We start from the raw sequence: 16,379 nt of genomic DNA, 5'->3' as shown, positions 1-16,379 counted from the left end.
AAGCACTCCCTTCTACTATGCAATTAAATTGAACGATCATCCTATCTAACTAGCTATCCATTAGCTGACTAGAATTATTCCATTATGATTTAATAGTCTCTACATTAACTTCTTCAAATGGCCAAGCTGGTAGCATTTTTCTTAAAACCTTATCTTCTCTATAACCAAGTTCATATTCTGCTTGCATAATTGTATGAACCTCTCTTGTTCCTTCATAGATTACTGGTGCTTTTGAGTTTCTTAAATAACGTTCTACCGGGAACTCATTTGAAAATCCATATGCACCATGAATTTGTACAGCATCATTTGCTGCTTCATTTGCTGCATTACAAGAAATCCATTTTGCCAGTGACGTTTCTCTAGTGTTACGTTTTCCATTATTTTTTAACCAGCCAGCTTTATAGACTAATAGACGTGAGATTTCTAGGTTTGATGACATTTTAGCGATCATTTGTTGTACTAGTTGATGTTTACCGATTTCTTTACCAAATGTTTTTCGTTCATGACAATATTTTACGCTTGCTTCAAGTGATGCTTGGATTAATCCACAAGCACCAGCCGCAACTGTAAATCGTCCGTTATCAAGCGCAGACATTGCAATTTTAAATCCTTCGCCTTCGAAACCTAGTAAGTTTTCAGCTGGGACTCTTACATCATCTAAAAATACTTCACCAGTATTCCCTGCTCTAATTCCCATTTTTCCTTTGATCGCCTTAGTAGAAACGCCTTCAAATGAGCGTTCTACAATAAAGCAGGAAATACCATGATGTTTTAGATCATGATTTGTCTTCGCAAAAATTAAGAAGTGGTCAGCTACATCACATAAAGAAATCCATGTTTTTGATCCATTTAAAATATAGCTATCTCCATCTTTTACAGCAGTTGTTGCCATCGCCACTACATCAGATCCTGCATTAGGTTCAGTTAATCCAAATGCACCAATTTTCTTCCCTTGTGCTTGAGGAACTAGATACTTTTTCTTTTGTTCTTCTGTTCCCCATTGTAATAATGTCATGCTATTTAATCCGGTATGTACGGAAACAGCAGTACGGAAAGCTGTATCTCCTCGCTCTAATTCCTCGCAAATGATTGCTAAAGTATTATAGTCCATTCCAACTCCACCATATTGCTCAGGAATACATACGCCCATTAGTTCTAAATCAGCAAGTCTTTTTAAAATATTTGCTTCAAAATGACCTTTTTCGTCCCATTCCTTAATGAACGGTATAATTTCTCGGTCTACAAATGATCTAACTACCTTTCTGACACTTTTTTGTTCTTCTGTTAATGAAAAATTCATGTTACTTCCTCCTCAAATTGTTTTATTTCGTTTCATTTCCTCAATTTCTAATTGAGAATAACCAAGTTTACTCAAAACTTCATTAGTGTGCTCACCATGCAACGGAGGATGTCTTAAAACTTCAACTGGTGTTTTTGATAATTTTAGAGGTGAACCAACTAACTTAAGATCTTTTACAGTAGGGTGATTTACTTTGACCACCATATCCCTTGATCTAGCTTGTTCAGACTGCAGAGCCTCACTTACGTTATAAATGGGCCCGTTTGGAATGCCATTTTTATCTAAAAGGACTTTCCATTCATCTTTACTTTTTGTTTTTAATTTATTTGAAACCAATTCTTCAATTTGATTTCTATACTGCAATCGACTAGCATTGGTCCTATATGATTCATCTAATAAAGTCGGTTCTTCAATAAGTAAAGCAAATCGATTAAACTGATTGTCATTTCCAACTGCGATCACCATCTCGCCATCGCTAGCTGAAAAAACTTGATAAGGAACAATATTAGGATGATAATTTCCCAATCGTTCAGGAATAACTCCACTACATAAATAATTGCTAGCCACATTAACTAAAGCAGCTAATTGAGAGTCAAATAGTGATATATCAATTTCTTGTCCTTCACCTGTACGATTTCGGTGCTGTAATGAGGCAAGAATGCCAATACATGTAAATAACCCCGTTAATACATCGGAAATCGCAACTCCCACTTTTGTTGGCTTTTCATCCTTCTCTCCAGTAATACTCATTAAACCGGACATCGCCTGAATGATATAATCGTATCCAGGAAGTGAAGAATTAGGTCCTTTGCTACCAAATCCACTAATTGATGCAAGAATAATGTCTTTTTTAATCTCCTTCATTTCTTCATAAGAAAAACCTAGTTTCGCTAATGTTCCTGGTTTAAAGTTTTGGACAACAACATCTGCTCCTGAAATAAGCTTTTTTAAAACTTCTTTCCCCTTATCATCCTTCAAGTTTAAAGTTATACCTTGCTTATTTCGATTCGCACATAAATAATATGCACTTTCACCTTCAACAAAAGGCGGTCCCCAACCTCTTGTTTCATCCCCACTGTTAATACTTTCAACTTTGATTACCTCAGCCCCGAGATCACCAAGGATCATCGTACAAAAGGGACCAGCTAGTACTCTAGTTAAATCAATTATTTTGACACCATGTAATGCCCCCGACAATTTGATCACCTCTTTATCTGCTTGTCCTCCGCTAAATTTCTAGTTTCCACTAAACTAAAATAGGGACTTTTGTATTTTGGTTTCTAGAAAATTTATGGGATAGTTTGTCCTTCATTTTCTATATACCTTTCATAAAGCAAAAACCATGCCAACTTCAAAACACTATATAGATAGTATTTACAGTCCTAAATAGAGAAAAATAAAATTAAAATCCACTCAAAACGGTCAAATTTAACTCATATACATATAAAAACTGAACTGTACTATTTCAACACTCAAAAAAAAATGATCCCAAAGTTAAAAATTTAACTTAATGGGATCCCCTTTTAATTTGTAGCCATTTAGTTTACAAAGTAATACTTTAGCACTCTATCAAATCTCTTACCGTTGGCTCAAACAATTCACAAGCAATATCTCTTTGATATCGATTTTGCTTTTTAGCTTCTGTAAATAAGCTAAAGGTATTCTTTCTACATAATTTTTCAATATCATCTATTACTGCCTGAGGATCAGGCTTCACTAATCCAAAAATAACGGCATCATAAAATCTAATTGCTCCTAAATTAGCCACAAAATCATTTACCACATCAATCCCTCTTTGTTTGATGATTTTGTCACCTTCAGCAGAAATTGGAATGTTTGCAGCTTCTACGATTAAACTCGCCTTTACTTTATTAGCATTCGATATATTAATTACATCCTCCAAAGCCGCAGGAACCAAGATGTCACAATCTACATCTAGCCATTTTGAGTTACTTCTTACCACATAATTAGGTTCAAAAAACTCCTGGTCCATTTCTCCATGTAAATTTTTGTGATCAATTAATTTTTGAACATCTAATCCCTCTTCACAAGTAACCAGTAGGTTTGCATCCGAAATGCCGACAATTTTATAGCCTAACTGTGATAATTTCAACGCACAACTTGCTCCTACACAACCAAATCCTTGAATAACCACTCTCGCTTCTTTATTTTTATTTTTAAACTTCCACGCTTCATCTGCGCAATATGCTACACCGTAGCCTGTTACTGCATCATTTAAAAGGAAACAATCTATTTTAGTAGCTAGTAAATTATTAAAATCTTTTATTCCATTTTGAACACTTACATTTTCTTTCATCGATTTCGTTAATGGTATTCCTACACTAAATTCATCAAATACTCTTAGTACATCCTCATACTTCGTACCTAAATCACTCCCTAAAGATACTCCCGCTTCTACATATGGCATCATTGCAATCAAAAATCTTCTTAATACTTCGTACGCATCCGGAGCTTTATAATCATATGCAATACCGGCTTTACACCCACCTGTTGTGACACTTTCTGAAGCCATATACTTGTAGGCCATTGCTTCTGCCAATCGTTCTACTTCTTCTCTTGTAACGGTAGAGTGCATTCGTGTTCCTCCACCTGCATACCCTTTGACAAAGTTATGTACTACTAACCATCCCTTTGCATCTGTTACACTATCATTCCACTCAACAACTAGGTAAGGTTTTTTCATATTATTTAGCCTCCTTAAAGATTATCATTTGTAATAGTTTGCTTATGTCAGAATCTAAGGTAATATATTTACGGTTCAAATACTTGGCTGTGGCGGTACTTCTCCGTGTTCATTCTTCATTGCAATCTTACCTTTATTTTTTCCATGCCGTAGAAAGTAATAAAGATAACTTACACCCATAAAGCTTAAACCACCTATTAAAGAAGATCGTTGTGTAGGATCAAAAGCCATAAATATGATGGAAATTCCACATAAAACTAAACATAAAATCGGTATTAATGGAAATAGTGGAACTTTGTACTTTAACTCCTTAACATTTCCTCCATTTTTAATAAATTGTCTTCTAAAGTTATATTGTGACAAGGCAATTGCCATCCAACTAAATGTACCTGCTAGTCCAGTTACAGAAAGCAAAACGACAAACACCGTTTGTGCAGATATTACACTTGTAAGTAATGAAACTAGTGCAAAAAGAAGACTAAACAATACTGCATTAAACGGAACTCCTCGAGAATTTACTTTACCTAAAGCTTTAGGTGCCATCCCACTTTTTGACAGGGACCATAGCATGCGAGAACATACATATAATCCAGAATTACCTACAGATAGTAACGCCGTTAAAATAACGAAATTCATAATATCAGCTGCATATGGAATACCTACATGATCAAATACCGCAACAAATGGACTTTCTACTACTCCTGCTTGCCTCCATGGAATTAAAGCAGCTAAAACGAAAATTGCTAACACGTAAAAAATCAGGACTCGAAAAATAATGCTACGAATCGCTTTAGGAAGAGTCTTTTCTGGCGATTGACTTTCACCAGCTGCAATTCCAACAACTTCTGCCCCTTGAAATGCAAATACTACTGCCATCATAGTTGAAAATATAGCTGAAAACCCATGTGGGAAAAGTCCACCATCTTTAGTAAAGTTAGTAAACAAAGGTGCCGAACTCCCTTTATGACCAAACCCAAAAATAGTAGCTGCTCCAATCAGTATAAAAGCTATTACTGCAAATACTTTTATTCCCGCAAACCAAAACTCTGCCTCTGCGTAACCTTTTACACTAAGAATATTTAAACCCAACAAAAGAACGATAAACACAAGACACCAGATCCAAACAGGTACATGAGGAAACCATCTTTGCATCAATATACCAGCCGCAGTAAATTCTAATCCAACCGTTGTTGCCCAACTAAGCCAATACATCCAGCCAATTGTGAACCCTGTACCGGGACCAATATATTTAGTAGCATAAGTCTTAAATGAACCCGTCACTGGCATTGTAATTGACAGCTCCCCTAAACAAACCATTACAAGATACATGACCAATCCACCAAATAAATACGCAGCAATCGCTCCCCCTGGACCAGCCTGATTGATCGTAAGACCTGAACCTAAAAATAAACCCGTACCGATTACTCCTCCGAGTGAAATCATAAACAAATGCCTACTTTTCATGGAACGTTGTAACTGCTCTTTTCCATTATTAGATTCCATATTGACCCACCTTTATTTTAGAATATTCAGAAAAAATAAAACGAAATAATAGAAAACATATTACTAAAATAGCACAAACTTTTGTAAGCCTTTACATTTTCTAATACACTCTAAAAACACTACAGAAACTAAACAAAGAAAAGCCGAGTTAAAAAGGCTATAGATTTCGCATAAAAAGAAGAATAGAGGGTTGTCCCATTTTTTGATATTTCTCTTCTACTTAATTACGTTATTAAACAAATTTCTAGTTGCCTTTAAAACGAGTGAGTAAGAACCTATGAATTTTTTTCTTCTAAAACACCTCCTTCTTCTGATTCATCTCTTACAGGAACAAATGAGAGTATAACCTTATCTCTCCCTACTAATCATTAAGCAAAAATCATGCCAACAAAAAAACATGATAAAATCAATTAAAAAACCGTGCCATTCATCTATTACCTACTTACTTTATTTTAAAATCTACTCAATTTATTTATTTTAGACTAATTATTTTTTTCAAGTAATGGTTTTCCTCAATGATCTATTTCTGTCTTTTACTTAATATTGATTCTAAAATAGTAGTTCTCTACCTTTTGGTCTCCATTTTTATACAATGCCATAAATAGATAAAATTCTACAAAAACTATGTCATACCTCCCAAGAGTTTATTAGGATATTTTAACCTTGATTTTGTTTATGAGTTTTGTAAATTAAGTCATTAACCCTTTATTTGCTATGATTAATAAAAAAAACTCATGAATTATTCCATGAGTCTTTTGCTGCACCAATTATTAAAAAGTCTTTCTATTTAAATTGACAAAAGATGTTAAAGCGAAAACTGCTAAACTTTTTACAGTTTTATGTTTTTGTCTATTTTTCCCCATCTTTTTCCTCCTAGAAGACTTAAATATATAGAGAGACTTCCCTTTCTTAATATTCTGAAAAATCTTTCTGAACTAATCAGAATCTCTAGGAAATTACTCTTCAATGGGGGGTTATTAATGCTAGAAACTTGCAACTTTAGATTAAAAGAGGATATTTCAAAGTGAAATTTTGACAGTAAAGTGGGGTTTTACAGAGAGGGTTTTGATCCTTGTTCACTCTTTGAATCACTCATTTGTATGTTATATATGAATTTGTTTCTACTCCGGACTTTAAAACATGATACATTTTATTATAAAAAATGGAAAAATTATAAGCATGAACCTTTTGAGGAATACAAAAAAGCCAAGATATTGGAGAATAAAATGTGAAAAAGAAATTTTTTATTTCATTTCTTATTGTAAGTATACTTTTATGTGGTTGCTCTAACTATAAAGAATTAAACCAAATTTCGATTGTGAATGCAATGGGGATTGATTACTTACCAAAAGAAAAAAAATATCAAACAATCATTCAAATTATTAATCCTAGTGCACTTGCAACACAGCAAGGTTCTCAAGGTATTCCAGTCATTGCATTAATGGAGAAAGGTAGAACAATTTCGGAAGCTGCACGAAATATCTCAAAGAAAGGATCTCGATCAAATATTTATTCACATGTTGCCCTTGTTATTATAGGTGAAACATTAGCAAAAGAAAAATCACTGAAAAATATTTTCGATGTGTTTGAAAGGGATTCTAAAATTCGTGTAAATATTCCTGTCATTATTGCAAGAAATGACAGCGTAGATAAAATAATGAATAATATTGCACCACTTGATAAAATATCTGCTAAATCAATTGTAGGTAAAATTAAAAATACATCAGCACTTTTAGGTGAGAACCATGAAACATTAATGCATGAGGCTATTTCTGCAATTTCTAGTAGTGGAAGAGAACCCGTCATAAATGGTGTAATTTTTAAAAATGAAACGAAAACATCACAGACACTTGAAAATATGGAACGAATCAAGTCAAGTTACGATCTTATAAATGGCATAGGGATATTTAAAGACGGAAAATTAGCCGGTTGGTTAGATGGACCACCAGCAAAATCAATCCAAATTATTGATAATCTGATCAACGAAATGAATATACAAATACCATGTAATAAAAAAGATTATGATTCGATGGAGCTTTCTCGGGTAAAATCAAAAACCAAAATAAAAATGAAGAACGATATTCCAATCATAAATATAAAAGTTAAATCAATTGGTCATATTGACGAGGTACTTTGTAATGACAATTTTGATAAAGCAATCACTCTTCATAAATACGAAAAGTCTGCTGAAAATGTTATAAAACAATCAATCGAAAAAGGAATATCTGAAGTTAAAAAACTCGGTGGAGATGCATTTGGATTTGGTGAAAAATTATACATGGTTAATCCAAAAGTTTATAAAAAATATGAACGTAATTGGAATGAAACATTTAAAAAAGCAAAAGTTACAGTGACTGTCGACGTTCAAATTAATAATGTCGGAATGAGATCGAAACCATATCCTACTGATTAAGAGACCGCTATTTTAGTGATTGGGAAAAATAAAGATTTACAGTGTTTCGCAAATTTATAAGACAATTATTTTCATGGTTAGAAAATATATTCAAATAGTCATAAATTACTTTTTGTTCATCATGCGTTTGTTCAATAAGTCTTCCTAATGGTTGTCTAATTAGACAGCCTTTTTTAGTTCAAACAGTTCTTAAAATTAATTTTCTTACTTAAAATAAAAAGCCCTATATTACATACAAGGCCCTAAAGAATCAATTTGACTTAAACGAGCTTGCTATTTTTTCGATATCGCTCAACAATTGAGAGTGTTAAGCGATTAGCAAGTTCAACCTCTCCTCTTTCTATATAATAATCAAACAATTTAATTTCATAATTTTCCGTTGCAAGACCATAGCCCATTTCCTTAAAGAACGGATATGCTACTGTCTCTAGATAATGATAGTATTCGTCTATTAAATGTTGAATCTTAAATAGATGTAGTTGGAAATAGTGAAAATACATAGTATCATTTGTTTTTTTCGCTAATGCTTGGCCTTTCTTTGCTAATTTTATTAAGCTTTGTTCAGATTTTATGCCTAGCTTCGTAGCTGCATTTAAATAACCTTCTAATGTTACTAGATAATGTGGATGTGAACGATCACGTAAATCTAAGGACTGACTGTAATAATCAAATGCCTTTTCATAGTTTCCATTCCGAAATTGTAGATAAGCATAATTATGAAGTAATTTCGCCTTTTGATCATTTAAACCTAAGTTATCAGCCATTTCAATTAGTCTTGGATAACCAGAATCTTTTATGTCAAATGTTTCTTCTTGTTCAACTTGAATCAACATTAACATTTCAGTTTCAAGTATTCGATTAAAGCAGTTCTCCTTTCTAAAAAATTGTAATGCTTTACTAGCGTAATGGTAAGCAAGTACTTGGGAATTCATACACATGTAGGCAACAGCTAAATCATAATAATATTCAGGATTATTATAGTAAGTTACATTTATTTTCTTTAAATAAGAAATCGCAAGTTTATATTCACCTTGATAATCGAGATAAAATTTCCCCTTTATGTGGTAAAGCATATTCTGATCATAAGGCGAAAGTTCACGCCAACAATCCATCTCATCTATCAAAGCTTTAGCAAGAGTTTGTTCCCCAATTAATAAGTAATATCTAGTTAAAACTAAAGTGAATAAGCGATAAAAATCTTGGATTTTCAAAAGCAAGATTCCTTCTAACTTTGTCTTTATACTTGTTGCTTTAGAATTTAGTTTTAAGATAATTGAATCATGCCATTCATTTAATAATGAATTCAAACTTAAATAGGTTTCAATTTCTACTTGCATATTTATTTGAAGTCGATTTGCTAATAAATCAATTGTTTCATCAGATACCTCTGTAATACCACGTTCAATCTTACTTATGTGCGTACTTGAACAAATTTGATTCCCCAAGTCAGCTTGTCTTAAACCTTGAAGTTCACGGTAAAATTTTATAATTTTCCCTTGGATCATGCTGTCCTCCCATTGTTTAACGTGATAAAGAACTTCTTTCTTTAATTTATCCTATACTAAATCGTTGTCTTTTATATTAAATCACTAATTTTGTCTTTTTCAATAATATCTTCATTCTTATCAAGTTTCATTTTGCCTTCTAACATAAAAAATAGCTAGAGATAAAGACAAAAACCCCAAAACAGATTGTTACTTTTCTAACCTTTTTAAATACTGCAAAGCATTTAAACTTAACTTTAAAGCATTTTACAGGAGAATACTAGGTTAATAGTCCTTACAATAACCCCCTTTGCAAACTATTAATCTGATTATTAAAGTAAATAGTGTAGAAATTTTCCGAAAATTTAAAACAAACTTTTTGGAAGTTTTTAATTACACAATGAAAAGAGGAAAACTATGAAAAAGGAAAAACATCGATGGCTTAGTCAAACAATCCAAAAATCAACCCCTGTAGTATTAACATTAGGACTAATTCTCCCATCGACGCACACTGGTTTAATTCATGCATCAGCAAAAACTAAAAGTATTACACAAAGCAATGCCGAAAAAATTCTAGCATCCTTAACGGATGAACAACGAGCGGCCTTACACAAATCTGAAGCAAAGGAACAATATGGACTCCAAGGATTTGATGAAAAAGAGCTGAAAGAAGACAAAGCGATTTCTGTTATCGTTCAGTTTAAATCAAAACCAGAACAAATAGCTGTTCTGAATGCTGCTTTGGAGGGAAAATCATTAACAAGAGAGGTAGCACAAAGCAAAGTAGATGAAGAACACACAACATTTATAAATGATCTCAAACAAATACTCCCTGCAAATAAAAGTATGCAACGATCAGCTCCATCTACTGGAAAAGGTTTAAATATAGTAGATACGCCTTATCAAATCAAGCATTCATTCAAAAATTCCTATAATGGAGTTTCCATGACAGTACCGGCAAATCAGGTTGAATCACTCATGCAGTCAGATGTTGTACAAGCAATTTACAAGGATACAACATTTACGATCGAGCCCCCTTCTATTTTGAAGTCTAAAGGGAAATCCGGTAAACCGGAAAAAACGGAGTCTACTGTGACTGGTGATCCTGTTTCATTTTTAGGTGTGGATAAGTTACATAAAGAAGGCATAACTGGTGATGGAGTAAAAGTAGCTGTTATTGATACAGGTATTGACTACAATCATCCTGACCTAAAAGATGCCTACAAAGGCGGATATGACTTCGTAAATAATGACAATGATCCGATGGAAACAACCTATGAAGATTGGAAAAAATCAGGATCAGCTGAATTTGATGCAAACGGTTCTGCCTATTACACGGAACATGGTACACATGTATCTGGTACAATCGCTTCACAGGCAAAAAATAATAGTGATATTTCCGTAAAAGGTATAGCTCCAGACGCGGACCTTTATGTATACCGTGTATTAGGTCCATACGGTTCTGGCATTTCCTCAAATATTATTGCTGCAATCGATCAAGCAGTAATAGCAGATATGGATGTTATGAATCTTTCATTAGGTGCTGCTCTTAATGATCCATATTTTCCAACTAGTACAGCGATTAACTATGCTGTTTTAAGTGGTGTAACAGCAGTGGTCGCAGCTGGAAACTCTGGACCTGGGTTCTATTCAATAGGATCTCCAGGTTCAGCGGCTTTAGCACTTACTGTTGGTGCTAGTGATGTTTCCATGCCAATTACAACTTTAAAGGGCAATATCGGAACTGAATCTTCAATTGAACTACAAACGATGGCAAGAAGTTTTTCCGATGATCTAACAACATTCAAAGGGAAAAGTCTTGAAATGGTTGATGTTGGATTAGGTGGAGATGCTGACTACGCAAATAAAGATGTAACAGGCAAAATCGCATTAGTTGAACGCGGTTCCTATGCACTAGTTGATAAAATTAAATTTGCAAAAAAATATGGGGCAAAAGCAGTTTTACTTTATAACAATGTAGAAGGTCATGTTGGAGCATATCTTGGCGAGGCAAGTGGTTTTATTCCTACTTTCTCTGTAACGCAACAAGATGGGCAGGTCTTAAAGACGAAAGTAGCTGCAGGTAATAACAAGTTTACCTTTACGGATGTAACAGTTTCTAAAACTGAGGGAGATAAGCTAGCTGATTTTAGCTCACGTGGTCCGGCATTAAAAACGTTTGATGTAAAGCCAGAAATAGTTGCACCTGGTGTGAGTATTCTGTCCACTGTACCTGCTTATATTACTAACTCAAGTACATCAACTGATTACTCAGGTGCTTATGCTCGAATGAATGGAACATCAATGGCAACACCACATGTAGCGGGTATATCGGCATTAATGTTGCAAGCAAATCCAAACCTACAACCAAGTGATATCAAAACTCTATTAATGAATACAGCTGAACCACTAAATGGAGACTATCTTACTTTTGAGCAAGGGGCAGGAAGAGTTGACCCTTACGAAGCAATTCATCCTAGTATGAAAGTTCAAGTTCAAGATGAAACGCTTATTCCTTATGGGGAAGAAATGATCAGTATAGAAGAACAAACAGGTGGCCTAAGCTTTGGTGAGCTTTATACAGGTACTGATCATTCAATTAAGAAACCAATCACTTTGCAAAACTTTAAGAATGAGAATAAAACCTTTAGTGCAAATGTTCATTTCCAATTAATTAAAGGTGGCTCTGATCCAACAACAAATGGCGTAAAATTAGCGATTAATCCAGTGATTCAAGTAAAGAAAAATGAAACGAAAAAAGTTAACGTATCGCTTACTTTTCCGAAAACAGCAAAAGAAGGCATCTATACTGGTTATATTATCCTAACAAACCAAAAAGATAAAAACGAGCAATATCGTGTCCCATTTAGTATACGAGCAATAGAAGAAGGCTTTTATGGATATGCGTTAAATAAAGCCTCTACTACTCTAGAGTATAGAATTTCGCAAACAGAACCGATGGGAATGGCTTCTGGTAATGTTTCACCTACACTATCTTTTATAATGAAAACACCTATGAAAAAAATGGATATCGTGTGGCAAGATGGAAAAACAGGTCAAGATCTAGGTTATGCAACATCAATTGATCTTTCTAAACTTAATCCAGATACATGGATTATTTCAATGCTTAGTATACTTGGTAGTTATTATCCATTTACTGGTGATCCTGATCATCCGATTTCTAGTATTGCTCAAAACGCAAAACCAGGTTACTACAAGATAAAGTTGATTTCAACTTCATTGACGGGTAAAACTTTTACAAGCTATCTTGATCATTATGTAGATATTGAACAACCAGAAGTTACTACTTCTTTAGATCAAGAATCACCATTTCACGAATACAAACCTGGCCAAGCAAGTTATCCATTTTCAATGCAAGTAACCGATCCACAGGTGAAGGAAATGCAAGATGCGGGTATGGATGTAGATTTAACCGATATTGCCTTCCAATATTCATTTATTAGCTCAGCTGAATCCAATCCTATATCCATGGATAAAGATGGAAAGTTTACTGAAGATATTGTTATGCATCCAGAATACCCAGTTCAAAGTTTTACAGTAAAAGGTAAAGATGTGGCTGGAAACAGTCCTGTAAAAAAACAATTTTATTTTATCAAAGAAGGTACACCAAACGCTTATATCACCAGCCCACTCAATGAAGTAACGATGGGGGATACGGTAAAAGCAACTTTAAAATTAGATAATATTTCTTCACTATCATCGGCAAGTTGGACTTTCGCTAATCTAGATAAAAACTTTGAGATTGTCGATGCTAAACCAAATGCGGAGTTAAGTCAATACGGAGATGCAAAAGTGACTCTTACGAATTCAAGTAGTCCAACTGTAAAATTGGATCTACCATCAGCGACTCAAATAGACGATAAAGTGGCTGCTGTCGATCTTACTTTAAAAGTGAAGGATACTACTTTTAGTACATCTATTAAACTAGACCCAACAGTTACGATTAACACATCAGAAGGCAGTACAAATTTAATTAAAGCAGGCTATACATGGGGATTATTATCTTCCTTCTCTGAACTAGAAGGTCCGATAAATGTTGAAGGATTTTTAAATCCAGGTACAACAAATATATATAAAAATGTGGATTGGCCAAACTCAGGTGCATCCATTAAACTGACACAATCAAATGGAAATGTATTTGATATTACGAAGAATTTAGTAAAGGATATTAATCGATTTAAAATTTCAAAATTACCTCTAACTGGCGATTCATGGACATGGGAATTCACTTTACCTGGTCACTTTATGGTCAAAATCCCGGTGATGTCCGGTTTGGAATATAAAGGCACTCTCTATGGTCAACAAAAGATACTCATCAGTAACTACTTTATTAAACAAGCAGTTGCTGGTGATGTGAATCAAGATAATGTAATTGATGTTTTAGATGCATTATACATCCAAACATATTGGGGCACTAGTAAACGAGAGGCAGATATTAACTTTGATGGAAAAGTTGATGCTACTGATCTGAGTTTTGTAGAAAAGAATTATCTGAAACAAAATCAATATGTAGAAAATGCACCTGAACCTCAAAAACAATATAAAACTGCTACTTTAGAAAGCATTAAAATTGCTTTAGGCGTACAATAATCTATCTTTCTTATATTTACAAAAGCCCCCTATGCTAATTGGGGGCTTTTTTGTAATGCAAAAGATTGTAATCAATATTGAAAAAGCACGAACACTCAGGTTTTTAGATTTTATTTTATATCAAATTTTTACAAATTCCCGGGAAATATCTACAAATTTCTTAAATATATATTCTGGTTTTGATGCTATATACGTTATGACTATTAGAGAACTATTACCCGTCCATTATCCAGTTATATGTCACTTTCCAAGGAATTTCTGCTGTATCGTTTTGGAACTTTATTTTGTTAAGTTTACGAATTTTTACTATTAAAACCACTGTTGAACTAATATCAATTCGTATCAGCAAACGATATAAAACAAAAAGCCGATACAGCCTTATGCAAGTATCGACTTTATAGTAATTTTTACAAGCTTTGCATAAAAAGAGTTTAATAGATCCTTTATTTTTTAAATAAAGAGAATAGCCATGCCCATTTTTCTTTCGGCTTTTGAATCACAACTTCTAAACGTCTATTAAAATCATCTTGTGAACGCCATTCTTTTCTCTGTTCTTCTCGCATATTTTGTATTTCTTCTTGTAAAAAATCAATTTTTTGTTTTTCTTGTTCGAGTAATGTCTCGTATTGGATTTTTTGTTGTTCGGCTAATTTTTCAATTTTGATATAAGTTTTTTGAGATGAATTACCAATATTTGCACTTATATCATGATGATCTTGTTGAAGCCTGGAAACGGCCGTTTTAAGTTCAGTCATATCATTTTTCAATTGAAGATTCATTTCACGTGCAGCTGCGAGTTCACTAACTAAAAACTTAAAAAACTCTTTTAGTTGATTTGGGTCATGTGGTAAATTTTCATATGTATCGGTATCGGATATCGCAATTTGTGTTTCATCCAAACCCTCTAATCTTTCTTTTTGTTGAAATACGAGGTCTTTTGCAGTCTCTTCCAGTGGCTTATCTGAATCGCGTAACGCTATAAGCACTCTTATATCAGATTGAACAAATATACGCCGATCCCCATCTTTCAAAAACTCATATCCATTTCGTTCTAAAATTTGTCCATACTTTCGAACAGTAGGTGTTGCAATCCCCAGTTCTTCTGCTACTTCCTTGGACGAAAAAGCTCGTTCATTCGGTTGTATATCACTTCGCATATCGAACCTCCTTTTTAACAAATATGAAGTATTTTTAGGCATATTGCAACATATATCGCTATTATACTAAAAACTAGTAAGGATTTCCTATTTTAATAGCTTTAAGAATATCGCTATTACAAAAGCATTTCCAAGAAAAAAGTTGGAAACGGTAAAAGTTACTAAAAAATCTAAACATAAAAAGGCCCAAACCCTGTTTTCACTTAAGTTTGAGCCTTCTATTTGTAATGCAATTGCAAACTAAGACGCTGTTGTGGTACTGTATTTTTCTTCCAGAGTCTTCTTTAGGAATAAAGCTAATTCTAGCATGCCAAATTTTCCAGCTTTTGCTTCGGCATCAGAATTATAGTTTGTGTTTGTATTGATATCGTAAGTATAAATTTCACCTTCAGCATCTCGTATAAATTCAATTCCGGCAACTTGTATCCTATTTTTTTCTAAAACTTCTTTATATTTCTCTATAATTTTGTCGTCGAAACCTTCAACAATTTGGAATTTAGGCTTCTCTTCTACTTCTTCTCCTACCGGACAGAATAAATCACCAATTTGGCATGCATCCGCTGGACATAGTTCAAAACCTTCTGAAGTATCTACTTTAACAGCATAAACAAAGTTTCCACCAACAAACTCGCAACGAGTGATGTAGCTTTCAGGTGATTTGATGTATTCTTGAATAAGTGTAATACCATCGACTGGTTCTTCAAAAGTCGGTCCTTCGACATAAGCTTTTAAAGCTTCAACACTATGGAATAATTGGACACCCAAGCCTTTACCAGCACGATTATGCTTTGTGATAAACGATTGTCCCACAAAGCTATTAGCTGCTTTAAGAATGTTTTCTTTCCCAACAGCTGCAATCGTTTTTGGAGTTTTAACACCATACTTATTTAGCTCTAAGTATTGTAGTACTTTACTAACTTCTAACTTTAGCGCATTCGTTCCATTTAACACCGTACGACCATGTGCTTCAAGCCAAGCTAATACTTGATTAGTAAATTCAGCTGCAAAACGATGATCACGTGTATGTGAGGAAGCACTCATTCGGCTATAAAAGATCCCTTCTGGTGGTTCTGTTGATAAATCTACCGTACCTTCGTCTAAATGCCATTCCTCATAAGGAACGCCAAGCTCCTCTAATCTTTTTGTTAAATGAATTGTCCACTCACTGTTTTCATGTATTACGTAAACCTTACTCATTTTATATCCC

General features: G+C 33.8%; 9 protein-coding genes. 2 read left to right on the top strand and 7 right to left on the bottom strand.

Annotation, left to right across the window (positions count from 1 at the left end; genetic code table 11):
* Nucleotides 1-82 precede the first annotated feature (82 nt).
* From ACSBO6_RS05510 to ACSBO6_RS05495, 4 genes are all read right to left on the bottom strand, one after another.
* Nucleotides 83-1,300 (bottom strand): acyl-CoA dehydrogenase family protein, encoded by a 1,218-nt coding sequence (locus ACSBO6_RS05510; RefSeq protein WP_498844307.1) that lies wholly within the window; start codon nt 1,298-1,300, stop codon nt 83-85.
* 12 nt (nt 1,301-1,312) lie between these two features.
* Nucleotides 1,313-2,497, bottom strand: coding sequence for a CaiB/BaiF CoA transferase family protein (locus tag ACSBO6_RS05505; RefSeq protein ID WP_098844090.1), 1,185 nt, complete (start codon nt 2,495-2,497; stop codon nt 1,313-1,315).
* Nucleotides 2,498-2,858: 361 nt separating this feature from the next.
* Entirely contained in the window at nt 2,859-4,004 is a 1,146-nt protein-coding gene (locus ACSBO6_RS05500) for a Glu/Leu/Phe/Val family dehydrogenase (RefSeq protein WP_098844092.1), read from the bottom strand.
* Between the two features lie 75 nt (nt 4,005-4,079).
* Nucleotides 4,080-5,507 carry an amino acid permease gene (locus tag ACSBO6_RS05495; protein WP_498844306.1) on the bottom strand — a complete coding sequence of 476 codons (1,428 nt, stop codon included), beginning with the start codon at nt 5,505-5,507 and terminating at the stop codon, nt 4,080-4,082.
* 1,228 nt (nt 5,508-6,735) lie between these two features.
* Here ACSBO6_RS05495 and ACSBO6_RS05490 point away from each other — a divergent pair.
* The gene (locus ACSBO6_RS05490) at nt 6,736-7,920 is read left to right on the top strand and encodes a Ger(x)C family spore germination protein (protein ID WP_098844098.1); all 1,185 of its coding nucleotides are present in this window, start codon (nt 6,736-6,738) and stop codon (nt 7,918-7,920) included.
* Nucleotides 7,921-8,180: 260 nt separating this feature from the next.
* Here ACSBO6_RS05490 and ACSBO6_RS05485 read toward each other — a convergent pair whose 3' ends face one another.
* Nucleotides 8,181-9,425, bottom strand: a complete 1,245-nt coding sequence (locus tag ACSBO6_RS05485) for a helix-turn-helix domain-containing protein (protein WP_498844305.1) — start codon at nt 9,423-9,425, stop codon at nt 8,181-8,183.
* A gap of 396 nt (nt 9,426-9,821) precedes the next feature.
* Here ACSBO6_RS05485 and ACSBO6_RS05480 point away from each other — a divergent pair, with 396 nt between their 5' ends.
* Entirely contained in the window at nt 9,822-14,015 is a 4,194-nt protein-coding gene (locus ACSBO6_RS05480; protein ID WP_098844102.1) for a S8 family serine peptidase, read from the top strand.
* A gap of 443 nt (nt 14,016-14,458) precedes the next feature.
* Here ACSBO6_RS05480 and ACSBO6_RS05475 read toward each other — a convergent pair whose 3' ends face one another.
* On the bottom strand, nt 14,459-15,172 hold the full coding sequence (locus ACSBO6_RS05475) for a hypothetical protein (RefSeq protein ID WP_098844104.1): 714 nt from the start codon (nt 15,170-15,172) through the stop codon (nt 14,459-14,461).
* 240 nt (nt 15,173-15,412) lie between these two features.
* Entirely contained in the window at nt 15,413-16,369 is a 957-nt protein-coding gene (locus ACSBO6_RS05470; protein ID WP_498844304.1) for an ATP-grasp domain-containing protein, read from the bottom strand.
* Between the last annotated feature and the right edge of the window lie 10 nt (nt 16,370-16,379).

It is taken from the genome of Bacillus sp. AL-1R, assembly GCF_052180195.1.
In the GTDB taxonomy this organism is placed as follows: Bacteria; Bacillota; Bacilli; order Bacillales; family Bacillaceae_G; genus Gottfriedia.
This window is presented reverse-complemented; position numbering and strand designations above follow the sequence as displayed.

What these genes read in the sequence shown, in the direction of transcription:
- ACSBO6_RS05480 (WP_098844102.1), top strand. Translation starts at nt 9,822, where the DNA reads ATGAAAAAGGAAAAACATCGATGGCTTAGTCAAACAATCCAAAAATCA.
- ACSBO6_RS05510 (WP_498844307.1), bottom strand. Translation starts at nt 1,300, where the DNA reads ATGAATTTTTCATTAACAGAAGAACAAAAAAGTGTCAGAAAGGTAGTT.
- ACSBO6_RS05475 (WP_098844104.1), bottom strand. Translation starts at nt 15,172, where the DNA reads ATGCGAAGTGATATACAACCGAATGAACGAGCTTTTTCGTCCAAGGAA.
- ACSBO6_RS05485 (WP_498844305.1), bottom strand. Translation starts at nt 9,425, where the DNA reads ATGATCCAAGGGAAAATTATAAAATTTTACCGTGAACTTCAAGGTTTA.
- ACSBO6_RS05470 (WP_498844304.1), bottom strand. Translation starts at nt 16,369, where the DNA reads ATGAGTAAGGTTTACGTAATACATGAAAACAGTGAGTGGACAATTCAT.
- ACSBO6_RS05500 (WP_098844092.1), bottom strand. Translation starts at nt 4,004, where the DNA reads ATGAAAAAACCTTACCTAGTTGTTGAGTGGAATGATAGTGTAACAGAT.
- ACSBO6_RS05495 (WP_498844306.1), bottom strand. Translation starts at nt 5,507, where the DNA reads ATGGAATCTAATAATGGAAAAGAGCAGTTACAACGTTCCATGAAAAGT.